The sequence below is a fragment of the Monashia sp. NPDC004114 genome, assembly GCF_053603855.1.
The window spans coordinates 193,872-206,133 of record NZ_JBSGGK010000008.1 but is presented as its reverse complement, the minus strand read 5'-3'; the positions used below and the strand labels follow the sequence as shown (position 1 = coordinate 206,133).

Genomic DNA, 12,262 nt, shown 5'->3' with positions numbered 1-12,262 from the left:
ACGGACCATACGAGAGAGGGAGCCATGGAAGAGCAGCACGAGGACCACGGGCACAGCGTCGCGGCGTGGACAGGGGTGGGAGTCATCCTGCTCGGGTCCCTCATCGCCGCGATCGGCGTCCTGCTGCCCAACCTGGCGCTCGGCATCGTCGGCGCGGTGGTGATCATCGGGGGCGTCGTGTCCGGCAAGGTCCTGTCGATGGCCGGCTACGGCAACAAGGGCCACGCGGCTCAGGACGGCAGCGTCGTCGACGCGCCGCACGAGTCCGGGCGCGGCACGCTCGGCAAGAGCTGAGAGCAGTGCCCACGGTTCTCGACGGGATCATCAGCGGCGTCCGCGAGGATCTCGAGCGCCGTCGTGCCTCGACGCCGTACGCCGAGCTCGAGCGGCGTCTCACCTATGCCGCTCCGGCGCTCGACCCGGTCCCCGGCCTCCGGGCCGCGCCCGGCGTCGCCGTCATCGCCGAGGTGAAGCGGTCGAGCCCGAGCAAGGGCGCGCTCGCAGACATTCCGGAGCCCGGTCGGCTCGCCGGGTCGTATGCCGCCGGGGGAGCGAGCGCCGTCAGCGTCCTCACGGAGGAGCGGCGTTTCGGCGGCAGCCTCGCCGACCTCGACCAGGTGCGCGACGCTGTCCGGGTTCCCTTGCTGCGCAAGGACTTCATGGTCGACGCGTACCAGGTGACCGAGGCCCGTGCCCACGGTGCCGACCTGATCCTGCTCATCGTCGCTGCACTCGACGACACGCTCATGGCCGATCTGCACGACCAGGCACGCGAGCTCGGCATGACCGCACTCGTCGAGGTGCACGACGCCGCCGAGCTCGACCGCGCGCTCGCTGTGCGCCCCGCACTCGTGGGCATCAACGCCCGCAACCTCAAGACGCTCGAGGTCGACCCGCGCGTGGTGACCGACCTGCTGCCGAGCGTCCCGGACGATGTCGTCGCAGTCGCCGAGTCCGGGGTGACCGGGCCGGCCGACGTGGCGGCCTACGTCCGCGCCGGCGCGGGCGCGGTCCTCGTCGGCGAGGCGCTGGTCCGAGACGGCGCGCCGGAGCAGGCGGTCCGTGCCTTCATCGAGGCCGCCATCGCTGTGCGCGGCGAGCGCCAAGACGACGCGACCAGGGAGCCGGCGTGACCACGACGGAGCAGCACCCGGCATACGGCCGGTTCGGAGCGTTCGGCGGGCGGTACGTCCCTGAGGCGCTCATCCCCGCTCTCGAGCAGCTCGAGGAGGTGTGGCGCAAGGCCGTCGTCGACCCGCAGTTCGTCGGCGAGCTCGAGCGGCTGCACCGCACCTATACCGGGCGTCCGAGCATCATCACCGAGGTGCCGCGCTTCGCCGAGCACTGTGGCGGCGCGCGGGTGATCCTCAAGCGCGAGGACCTCAACCACACTGGGTCGCACAAGATCAACAACGTCCTCGGCCAGGCGCTGCTCACCAAGCGGATGGGCAAGACGCGAGTCATCGCCGAGACCGGCGCCGGTCAGCACGGCGTCGCGACGGCTACCGCCGCGGCGCTGCTGGGTCTCGAGTGCGTGGTGTACATGGGCCGCAAGGACACCGAGCGCCAAGCCCTCAACGTCGCGAGGATGCGGCTCCTCGGCGCAGAGGTCGTCCCCGTCGACAACGGCAGCCGGACGCTCAAGGACGCCGTCAACGAAGCCTTCCGCGACTGGGTCGCCAACGTCGCCACGACCCACTACGTCCTTGGCACGGTGACCGGTCCGCACCCCTTCCCGGAGATGGTGCGTGACTTCCACCGGGTCATCGGCGTCGAGGCGCGCCAGCAGGTCCTCGACCTCGTCGGGCGCCTGCCGGACGTCGTCTGCGCGTGCGTCGGCGGCGGGTCCAACGCGATGGGGATCTTCCACCGTTTCATCGACGACCCGACGGTCAGGCTGGTCGGGTTCGAGGCGGGCGGGTCCGGCATCGCCTCGGGCAAGCACGCCGCCCGGTTCTCGGCAGGCACGCCCGGCGTGCTGCACGGGGCCTACACGTATGTCCTGCAGGACGACGACGGCCAGACGATCGAGTCCCACAGCGTGTCCGCCGGTCTCGACTACCCGAGCGTCGGCCCCGAGCACGCCTACCTTCTCGAGTCAGGGCGCGCCGAGTACCGCCCGATCACCGACGACGAGGCAATGGAGGCGTTCCGTCTCCTGTCGCGCACCGAGGGCATCCTGCCGGCCATCGAGAGCGCGCACGCACTCGCTGGTGCGATGCAGCTCGGCCGTGAGCTCGGTCGCGACGCGGTCATCCTCGTCAACCTTTCGGGGCGGGGCGACAAGGACGTCCACACGGCCGCGCAGTGGTTCGGCCTCATCGACGACTCGGGCCGGTCCACGGTCGGGCGTCCGCCCGACAACCCGGGCGCCAAGGGCATGGGGGAGCAGAGTTGAGCGTCGGTCCGATCCTCGAGAAGTGCCGCGCGGAGGGCCGTCCGGCACTCATCGGCTACCTGCCGGTCGGCTTCCCGACCGTCGACGGGTCGATCGAGGCGATGTGCACCCTCGTCGACAACGGCGTCGACATCCTCGAGATCGGGGTGCCGTACAGCGACCCGGTCATGGACGGCCCGGTGATCCAGGACGCCGCGGTCCGCGCCCTGGAGGCCGGCGTGCGTCTCAAGGACGTGTTCACCGCCACCCGTGAGGTGTCGGCGGCCGGCGCGGGAGCGCTCGTCATGACCTACTGGAACCCGGTCCTGCACTACGGCGTCGAGCGGTTCGCCGCCGACCTGGCTGCTGCAGGGGGAGCGGGCCTGATCACGCCCGACCTCATCCCGGACGAGGCCGCGGAGTGGATCTCGGCCGCCGACGCCCACGACCTCGACAAGGTCTTCCTCGTCGCCCCCAGCTCCACTCCCGAGCGCCTCGCGGCTGTCACCGCGGCATGCCGAGGCTTCGTCTACGCGGCGGCCGTCATGGGCGTCACCGGTGCGCGCGCAAGCGTCGGCGAGGCCGCCGACGACCTGGTCTCCCGCACACGTGCCGCCTCGGACGTGCCGGTGTGCGTCGGGATCGGCGTGTCCAGCGGCGACCAGGCCGCCCAGGTCGGCAGGTTCGCCGACGGAGTCATCGTCGGCTCGGCGCTCGTCCGGTGTCTCACCGAGGCCAGCACCCCCGCGGCCGGCCTCGAGGCGCTGGGCCGCCTCGCCAGAGAGCTAGCCGACGGCGTCAGGAAGGCCCGAGCATGAGCATGCTGACCGGCATACCCACCTTGGTGTCGGCCCTGCCGGCCGAGATCCCCTCACCGACGGTGGGGGTCTGGCACCTCGGCCCCATCCCGATCCGTGGCTACGCCATGTGCATCCTCGCCGGGATCATCGTCGCGGTGTGGCTCACCGCCAAGCGCCTCACGGCGCGCGGCTACCGCCCCGGTGTGACGATCGACGTCTCGGCGTGGGCGGTGCCTTTCGGCATCCTCGGGGGCCGCCTCTACCACCTCATCACGACGCCACAGCCGTACTTCGGCAAGGGTGGCGACCCGTGGAAGGCGTTCGCCATCTACGAGGGTGGGCTCGGCATCTGGGGCGCGATCGCACTGGGCGCGCTCGGTGCCTGGATCGGCTGCCGCCGCCACCAGGTGCTGTTCCGGGACTTCGTCGACGCCGCGGCGCCCGGCATCGCCATCGCCCAGGCGATGGGACGCTTCGGCAACTGGTTCAACAACGAGATCTACGGCGCACCCACCGACCTGCCGTGGCGCCTGAGGATCTACGAGTGGGACACCTCGGCCGGCCGCGCCGTCGTCGACGCGTCAGGCAACCCCATCGTCAAGGGCTACTTCCAGCCGACCTTCCTCTACGAGGCGCTGTGGTGTCTCCTGCTCGCCGCCTTCCTGATCTGGCTCGGCCGCAGGTACACGCTGAAGCCCGGCCAGGTGTTCGCGGCATACGTCATGGGCTACCCCGTCGGCCGCATCGTCATCGAGAACATGCGCAGCGACGAGGCCAACCTCATCCTCGGCCAGCGCGTCAACACCTGGGTCTCGATCCTCGTCTTCCTCCTCGGTCTCTACCTGTGGCGCCACTTCGGACGGATGTCTCTGCCGGAACGCCCGGACGGCGACGGAGATCCTTCGGCAACGACGGTCGGCGACGGGGCAAACGCCGCCGCCGTGGGCAGTGGGAAGCAGGAGCGCCCGTCCACGTCGTGATGTGACGTGCGCGTGAACGGCGTGTGTCCTCTCGCACGACGTCTCACCATACGGAATCCCGAGTATCAACAGGTAGGACGACGCGCTGCTCCGATATCGTCGTCCCACTGCCTGTGGCCAAAGCCGTCCACTGCGCTTTCCGGGATGAGATGTCGTTCCCCCAGCACGCCTGGGGGGAGGGGCACCTGCCCGGCTCCAGTCATGTCACGCGGCGCCGTCTTGGTCGCCTCTGGGACCAACAGAAGGACGGTGAAGATGTCGCCGCACACCCGCACCCGTGCCCTCTTCAGTGCACACCCGGAGAACTCCGGCCTCTACCGTCGCGAGTTCGAGCATGACGCCTGCGGGGTCGCGCTCATCGCCACGATGCGCGGGACGGCTGGACACGACATCGTCGAGCACGCCATGACGGCCCTGCGCAACCTCGACCACCGCGGTGCCACGGGCGCCGACCCGCACGTCGGTGACGGCGCCGGCATCCTCCTGCAGATCCCGGACGAGTTCTTCCGCGCGGTCGTCCCGTTCACCCTTCCGAACAGCGGGGCGTATGCCGCCGGCATCGCCTTCCTGCCCCAGAACGCTGTCGAGCGCGCCGCCGCGAAGGCCCGCATCGAGGAGCTGGCGGTCGCCGAGAACCTCAAGGTTCTCGGCTGGCGGCCGGTGCCGGTGGAGGCCGACCTCGTCGGCCAGGTGGCCCGCGACTGTATGCCGTTCTTCGAGCAGCTCTTCGTCAGCAGCTCGATCGGACGCCAGGTCGCGCTCGGCCTCGACCGGCTCGCGTTCTGCCTGCGCAAGCGCGCGGAGCGCGAGGTCGACGTCTACTTCGCGTCGCTCAGCTCGCGGACCATCGTCTACAAGGGCATGCTGACCACGGGTCAGCTCGAGCCGTTCTTCCCGGACCTGTCCGACCCGCGCTTCGCCTCGGAGCTGGCACTGGTCCACTCGCGGTTCTCGACGAACACCTTCCCGTCGTGGCCGCTGGCCCACCCGTACCGCTTCATCGCACACAACGGAGAGATCAACACCGTCAAGGGCAACCGCAACTGGATGCGTGCCCGCGAGAGCCAGCTGACCTCCGACATCATCCCGGGGGACCTCGAGCGGCTCTACCCGATCTGCACCCCGGACGCGTCCGACTCGGCGAGCTTCGACGAGGTGCTGGAGCTGCTGCACCTCGGCGGCCGGTCGCTCCCGCACGCCGTGCTCATGATGATCCCCGAGGCGTGGGAGAACCACGAGACGATGGACCCGGCGCGCCGGGCCTTCTACGAGTTCCACTCGACCTTCATGGAGCCGTGGGACGGCCCGGCCAACGTCTGCTTCACCGACGGCACGCTCGTCGGCGCCGTGCTCGACCGCAACGGTCTCCGCCCCGGCCGGTACACCGTGACCGACGACGGCCTGGTCGTGCTGGCCTCCGAGTCCGGCGTGCTCGAGCTCGACCCGGCCACGATCGTGCAGCGGGGCCGGCTCCAGCCGGGCCGGATGTTCCTCGTCGACACCGAGCACGGACGGATCGTCAGCGACGACGAGATCAAGAGCCAGCTCGCCGCCGCCAAGCCGTATGCCGAGTGGCTCCACGGCGGTCTGATCCGGCTCGAGGAGCTGCCGGAGCGTGAGCACATCGTGCACACCGCCGCGTCGGTCGCGCGCCGGCAGCAGACCTTCGGCTACACCGCGGAGGAGCTGCGCATCCTCCTCACGCCGATGGCGCGATCCGGCGCCGAGGCGCTCGGCTCGATGGGCACGGACACGCCGATCGCGGTGCTGTCCTCGCGCCCACGGCTGCTGTTCGACTACTTCACCCAGCTGTTCGCCCAGGTGACCAACCCGCCCCTCGACGCGATTCGCGAGGAGCTCGTCACCTCGCTCGGCACGTACATGGGGCCGGAGGGCAACGCTCTCTCCGCAACCCCGTCGCACGCTCGGCAGCTCGTGCTCGACTTCCCGGTCATCGACAACGACCAGCTCGCGAAGATCGTGCACATCAACGCCGACGGCGACCTGCCCGGCTACGCCACTCACGTGGTGCGCGGCCTCTACGACGTCACCGGCGGTGCGGCGGCCATGCGCGAACGGCTCGACGAGATCTTCGCCGAGGTCTCGCAGGCGATCTCGCGCGGTGCGCGCTTCGTCGTTCTGTCCGACCGGGACTCCGGCCGCGACCTCGCACCCATCCCGTCCCTGCTGCTGACCGCCGCCGTGCACCACCACCTGATCCGTGAGAAGACGCGCACCCAGGTCGGTCTGCTCGTCGAGGCGGGGGACGTGCGCGAGGTGCACCACGTCGCGCTCCTCATCGGGTACGGCGCCGCGGCCGTCAACCCGTACCTCGCGATGGAGACCGTGGAGGACCTCGTCCGGTCCGGCGACATCGAGGGGGTCTCCCCGGAGAAGGCGGTCCGCAACCTCATCAAGGCACTCGGCAAGGGCGTCCTCAAGGTCATGTCGAAGATGGGCATCTCGACCGTGGCCTCCTACCGCGGCGCCCAGGTGTTCGAGGCCATCGGCCTCTCCCAGGAGCTCGTCGACCGCTACTTCACCGGCACGGTGTCGCAGCTCGGGGGTGTCGGCCTCGACGTCATCTCCCGTGAGGCGTCGGAGCGGCACGCACGCGCCTACCCGCCGGACGGCGTCCACCAGCCGCACCGGGTCCTCGACGTGGGTGGCGAGTACCAGTGGCGCCGCGAGGGCGAGCCGCACCTGTTCGACCCCGAGACGGTGTTCCGCCTCCAGCACTCGACCCGTCAGCGGCGCTACGACATCTTCAAGCAGTACACCGAGCGGATCGACGACCAGACCACGCGCCTGATGACGCTGCGCGGGCTGATGGCCTTCAAGCCGACCGGCGTCACGGGGCGGCTGCCCGTGCCGATCGAGGAGGTCGAGCCGGTCAGCGAGATCGTCAGGCGGTTCAACACCGGCGCGATGAGCTACGGCTCGATCTCGCTGGAGGCGCACGAGACACTCGCGGTGGCGATGAACCGCCTCGGCGGACGGTCCAACACCGGCGAGGGCGGCGAGGACAAGGAGCGGCTGCTCGACCCCGAGCGCCGGTCGGCGGTCAAGCAGGTCGCGTCGGGCCGGTTCGGCGTGACGAGCCTCTACCTCACCCACTCCGACGACATCCAGATCAAGATGGCGCAGGGCGCCAAGCCCGGCGAGGGGGGCCAGCTGCCCGGGCACAAGGTGTACCCCTGGGTGGCCAAGACCCGGCACTCCACTCCCGGAGTGGGCCTCATCTCACCCCCGCCACACCACGACATCTACTCGATCGAGGATCTGGCGCAGCTGATCCACGACCTCAAGAACGCCAATCCCTCCGCACGCGTCCACGTCAAGCTCGTGGCGGAGATCGGCGTTGGCACGGTCGCGGCGGGTGTCTCCAAGGCACACGCCGACGTCGTGCTCATCTCCGGCCACGACGGTGGCACCGGCGCCTCGCCCCTGACCTCGCTCAAGCACGCCGGTGCGCCCTGGGAGCTCGGCCTTGCCGAGGCCCAGCAGACGCTCGTCCTCAACGGGCTCCGCGACCGGATCGTCGTGCAGGTCGACGGCCAGCTCAAGACCGGCCGCGACGTCGTCATCGCGGCGCTGCTCGGCGCCGAGGAGTTCGGCTTCGCGACCGCGCCGCTCGTGGTGTCGGGCTGCGTCATGATGCGGGTCTGTCACCTCGACACCTGTCCGGTCGGCATCGCGACCCAGAACCCCGAGCTGCGCGCTCGCTTCACCGGCAAGCCCGAGTTCGTCGAGACCTTCTTCGAGTACATCGCCGAAGAGGTTCGCGAGAACCTCGCTGCGCTCGGCTTCCGCTCGATCGAGGAGGCCGTCGGTCAGGTGGCGAGCCTCGACCTGGACAAGGCCATCGCGCACTGGAAGGCATCCGGTCTCGACCTGACGCCCATCCTGACCACCGCCGACAACCCCACGGGCGGCACGCTGTACCAGTCCACCGTGCAGGACCACGGTCTCGACAAGGCCCTCGACAACGAGCTGGTCAGCCGGGCGCTGCCCGCGATCGAGACGGGCGAGCGGGTGCGCAGTGAGATCGCGGTCCGCAACGTCAACCGCACCGTCGGCACGATGCTCGGCCACCACGTCACCAAGGCGCACCCGGAAGGCCTCGCCGACGACACGATCGAGCTGGTGATGACCGGCTCCGGCGGCCAGTCCTTCGGGGCCTTCCTCCCAGCCGGCATCACGCTCCAGCTGTTCGGCGACGCCAACGACTATGTCGGCAAGGGCCTGTCGGGCGGCCGAGTCGTGGTGCGACCGGACCGCCGGGCGACCCTGGTGGCCGAGGAGAACGTCATCGCGGGCAACGTCATCGCCTACGGTGCCACGACCGGCGAGCTGTTCCTGCGTGGCGTGGTGGGCGAGCGGTTCTGCGTCCGCAACTCCGGTGCGCGGGCGGTCGTCGAAGGGGTCGGCGACCACGGCTGCGAGTACATGACGGGTGGCACCGCGGTCGTCCTCGGCAGCACCGGGCGCAACTTCGCCGCCGGCATGTCGGGAGGCGTGGCATACGTCCTCGACCTCGACCCGGCCCTGGTCAACGGTGAGCTCGTCGACCTGCTGCCCCTGCGCCCCGCCGACGTCTCCGCGCTGGCCGAGCTGCTCGAGGCGCACGTCCGCTGGACGGAATCCCCGGTCGCCCGTGCACTTCTCGACGACTGGGCAGCGGCCAGCCAGCGGTTCACGCTCGTCCTGCCGCGTGACTACCAGCGGGTCCTGGACGTGCGCGCCGAGGCGACACAACACGGCCTCGACCTCGACGGCCCCGAAGTGTGGAACCGGATCATGGAGGCGTCCCGTGGCTGACCCGCAAGGCTTTCTCACGACCCGCGAGCGCGAGCTCCCAGCCCGCCGACCGGTCCCCGTCCGTATCCGGGACTGGAAGGAGGTCTACGAGGAGCAGGAGGTCGCCCAGCTCCAGCGCCAGGCCGGCCGCTGCATGGACTGCGGCATTCCCTTCTGCCACTCCGGCTGCCCCCTGGGCAACCTCATCCCAGAATGGAACACCCTGGCCTGGCGGGGCGACTGGGCCGATGCGATCGAGCGGCTCCACGCGACGAACAACTTCCCGGAGTTCACCGGCCGTCTGTGTCCGGCGCCGTGCGAGACCGCCTGCGTGCTCGGTATCAACCAGCCCGCGGTGACGATCAAGCAGGTCGAGGTGACCACGATCGACCGCGCGTTCGCGAGCGGTCTCGTCAAGCCGCTGCCGCCCGAGCGCCTCTCGGGCAAGACGGTCGCCGTCGTCGGCTCGGGCCCGGCCGGCCTGGCCGCCGCCCAGCAGCTGACCCGGGCCGGCCACACGGTCGCGGTGTTCGAGCGGGCCGACAAGCCCGGTGGTCTGCTCCGCTACGGCATCCCCGAGTTCAAGATGGAGAAGTCGGTGCTGGACCGCCGGCTCGCGCAGATGGAGGCCGAGGGCACCCGGTTCCGCAACAGCGTCGACATCGGCGTCGACATCACCGGCAAGCAGCTGCTCGACCGGTACGACGCGGTGGTGCTGGCTGTCGGTGCGACCGTCCCGCGCGACCTGTCGGTGCCTGGGCGTGAGCTCGGCGGCATCCACCAGGCGATGGACTTCCTCCCACAGTCCAACCGGGCCTCGCTCGGCACGGACGTGCCGGACCAGATCCTCGCGACCGGTAAGCACGTCGTCGTCATCGGTGGCGGCGACACCGGGGCCGACTGCATCGGCACCGCGCACCGGCAGGGCGCGGCATCGGTGACGAGCCTGGAGATCCTGCCCCAGCCCGGCGACGACCGACCCGGCAACCAGCCGTGGCCGACGTATCCGATGATCTACCGGGTCGCCAGCGCGCACGAGGAGGGTGGCGAGCGGGTCTACGCCGTCAGCACGTCGGAGTTCGTCGGAGACGACGACGGCAACGTCCGGGCCCTGCGCCTCACCGAGGTCGAGATGGTCGACGGCCGGTTCACGCCGAAGTCCGGCACCGAGCGGGAGATCCCCGCCGGCCTGGTGCTGTTCGCGATGGGCTTCCTCGGCCCGCAGGGTCCCGGGGTCGTGGAGCAGCTCGGCGTCGAGCTCGACGAGCGCTCGAACGTCCGGCGCGACAAGAACTTCATGTCCTCCGTTCCCGGCGTCTTCGTCGCCGGTGACGCCGGCCGCGGGCAGTCGCTCATCGTGTGGGCGATCGCGGAGGGCCGCGCCGCGGCGGCCGGCGTCGACGCGTGGCTCACCGGATCGTCCTCGCTGCCGAGGCCGATCGCGCCCACCGACCGCCCGCTCACGGTCTGAGCCGGCCGGGCCTTAGCCGGGGCAGCTCCTCGAGCACGCCTCGGATCTGTCCCGCAGCACCACCCAGGACCCACCGGTCAAGGACGCCCGGTCATGGTGGCCTGCCCTCGGCAGGCGGCCGTTCCACCCCGCCACGCGGGTTCGTCCAGAAGGCGAACCCTCGTGGTGACCCACGTCACAGCACCCATAAGGTTGAAGCATGCGTCGCGCCAAGATCGTCTGCACGATCGGTCCCAAGACCTCATCCCCTGAGCAGCTTCGAGCTCTCGTCGACGCCGGTATGGACGTCGCTCGGCTCAACCTCTCCCACGGCGACCACTCGATCCACGAGCAGGTCTACCGCGACGTGCGTGCCGCGAGCGACGGCTCCGGCCGCGCCGTTGGCATCCTCGTGGACCTGCAGGGTCCCAAGATCCGCACCGGCCGCTTCGCGTCCGGCCCGGTGGCCCTGAGCAAGGGCCAGCGCTTCACCATCACCACGCGTGACGTGGAGGGCGACGACACCATCGTCGGTACGACGTATGCCGGCCTGCCGGGCGACGTGAAGCCCGGTGACGTCCTGCTCATCGACGACGGCAAGGTCATGCTCCGGGCTGTCGAGGTCACCGACACCGACGTGCTCACCGAGACGGTCGTCGGCGGCGAGGTGAGCAACAACAAGGGAATCAACCTGCCCGGAGTCGCGGTCAGCGTCCCGGCCTTGTCGGCGAAGGACCGTGAGGACCTCCGTTTCGCAATGCGCCTCGGCGCCGACCTGATCGCCCTGTCGTTCGTACGCTCTGCCGACGACATCATCGACGTGCACGAGATCATGGACGAGTTCGGGTACCGCATCCCGGTCATCGCCAAGATCGAGAAGCCGCAGGCCGTGGACAACCTCGAGGCGATCGTCCAGGCCTTCGACGGCATCATGGTCGCCCGTGGCGACCTCGGCGTCGAGATGCCGCTCGAGGACGTCCCGCTCGTGCAGAAGTCCGCGATCGAGCTGGCTCGCCGGGAGGCCAAGCCGGTCATCGTCGCGACCCAGGTGCTCGAGTCGATGATCGAGAACCCCCGGCCGACACGCGCCGAGGCTTCCGACGCCGCCAACGCCGTCCTCGACGGTGCGGACGCCCTCATGCTCTCCGGCGAGACGTCGGTCGGCGCCTGGCCCATCGAGGCCGTGCACACGATGGCCCGGATCATCGAGAGCACCGAGGAGCACGGCTACGACAAGATCGCGCGGATGAAGACCAACCCGAAGACCGTCGGTGGCGCCGTCACCAAGGCGGCAGTCGAGATCGGCGAGGTTGTCGGGGCGCGGTTCCTCATCACGTTCAGCGAGACCGGCGGCTCGGCCAAGCGCATGGCGCGGATCCGGCCCCGGCTGCCGATGCTGGCCTTCACCTCCGAGCAACGCGTCCGGTCGCAGCTCGCCCTGGTCTGGGGCGTCGAGACGTACCTCGTCCCGCGCATGCATCACACCGACCAGTTCGCGATGCAGGTGGACCTCAAGCTGATCCCCGAGGGCCGCGTGGCCGAGGGGGAGCGCGTCGTCATCGTCGCCGGCTCGCCGCCCGGCATTCCCGGTTCGACGAATGCACTGCGGGTCCACCGAGTCGGCGACGCCGTGCACCGCAGGGCGCCCGCCTACCGCCCGGAGGAGGTCACCGGCTGACGCCGGCGCCATCTGGACAACCTGTATTCGCCGCCTGAGACCTGCGTATGCGCTCGGCCCCGCCCGGCGGCATACGCAGGTCTGCGGTGCGTCGCCCGCCTTCCGGAGACGGGCCACGGGCGGCCACCCGCTCCCGGCGGCATACCGTGGCTCGCCGCGCCGGTATGCTGGCCCGGC

At 70.3% G+C, this 12,262-nt stretch carries 8 protein-coding genes; all 8 read left to right on the top strand.

Annotated elements, in window-relative coordinates; all coding sequences use genetic code 11:
* Positions 1 to 24: 24 nt before the first annotated feature.
* The 8 genes from ACWEOW_RS12765 to pyk all read left to right on the top strand — a co-directional run bounded on the left by ACWEOW_RS12765 (position 25) and on the right by pyk (position 12,085).
* The gene (locus ACWEOW_RS12765) at positions 25 to 294 is read left to right on the top strand and encodes an HGxxPAAW family protein (protein ID WP_452269577.1); all 270 of its coding nucleotides are present in this window, start codon (positions 25 to 27) and stop codon (positions 292 to 294) included.
* Between the two features lie 5 nt (positions 295 to 299).
* A complete protein-coding gene (gene trpC / locus ACWEOW_RS12760) occupies positions 300 to 1,133 on the top strand; it encodes an indole-3-glycerol phosphate synthase TrpC (RefSeq protein WP_452269576.1) in 834 nt (277 codons plus the stop codon).
* Positions 1,130 to 2,398 (top strand): tryptophan synthase subunit beta, encoded by a 1,269-nt coding sequence (trpB, locus tag ACWEOW_RS12755; protein WP_452269575.1) that lies wholly within the window; start codon positions 1,130 to 1,132, stop codon positions 2,396 to 2,398. The genes trpC and trpB overlap by 4 nt, the downstream gene beginning before the upstream one ends.
* On the top strand, positions 2,395 to 3,195 hold the full coding sequence (gene trpA / locus ACWEOW_RS12750) for a tryptophan synthase subunit alpha (RefSeq protein ID WP_452269574.1): 801 nt from the start codon (positions 2,395 to 2,397) through the stop codon (positions 3,193 to 3,195). The genes trpB and trpA overlap by 4 nt, the downstream gene beginning before the upstream one ends.
* On the top strand, positions 3,192 to 4,157 hold the full coding sequence (gene lgt / locus ACWEOW_RS12745; RefSeq protein WP_452269573.1) for a prolipoprotein diacylglyceryl transferase: 966 nt from the start codon (positions 3,192 to 3,194) through the stop codon (positions 4,155 to 4,157). The genes trpA and lgt overlap by 4 nt, the downstream gene beginning before the upstream one ends.
* A gap of 255 nt (positions 4,158 to 4,412) precedes the next feature.
* Positions 4,413 to 8,978: a glutamate synthase large subunit gene (gene gltB / locus ACWEOW_RS12740; RefSeq protein ID WP_452269572.1), complete on the top strand. Its 4,566-nt coding sequence runs from the start codon at positions 4,413 to 4,415 to the stop codon at positions 8,976 to 8,978.
* Entirely contained in the window at positions 8,971 to 10,428 is a 1,458-nt protein-coding gene (locus ACWEOW_RS12735; RefSeq protein WP_452269571.1) for a glutamate synthase subunit beta, read from the top strand. Before gltB ends, ACWEOW_RS12735 begins: the two co-directional genes overlap by 8 nt.
* A 199-nt stretch (positions 10,429 to 10,627) precedes the next feature.
* The gene (gene pyk / locus ACWEOW_RS12730) at positions 10,628 to 12,085 is read left to right on the top strand and encodes a pyruvate kinase (RefSeq protein WP_452269570.1); all 1,458 of its coding nucleotides are present in this window, start codon (positions 10,628 to 10,630) and stop codon (positions 12,083 to 12,085) included.
* Positions 12,086 to 12,262 lie beyond the last annotated feature (177 nt).

Coding starts and splice junctions, on each gene's coding strand:
- ACWEOW_RS12765 (WP_452269577.1), top strand. CDS start 25: ATGGAAGAGCAGCACGAGGACCACGGGCACAGCGTCGCGGCGTGGACA.
- gltB (WP_452269572.1), top strand. CDS start 4,413: ATGTCGCCGCACACCCGCACCCGTGCCCTCTTCAGTGCACACCCGGAG.
- pyk (WP_452269570.1), top strand. CDS start 10,628: ATGCGTCGCGCCAAGATCGTCTGCACGATCGGTCCCAAGACCTCATCC.
- lgt (WP_452269573.1), top strand. CDS start 3,192: ATGAGCATGCTGACCGGCATACCCACCTTGGTGTCGGCCCTGCCGGCC.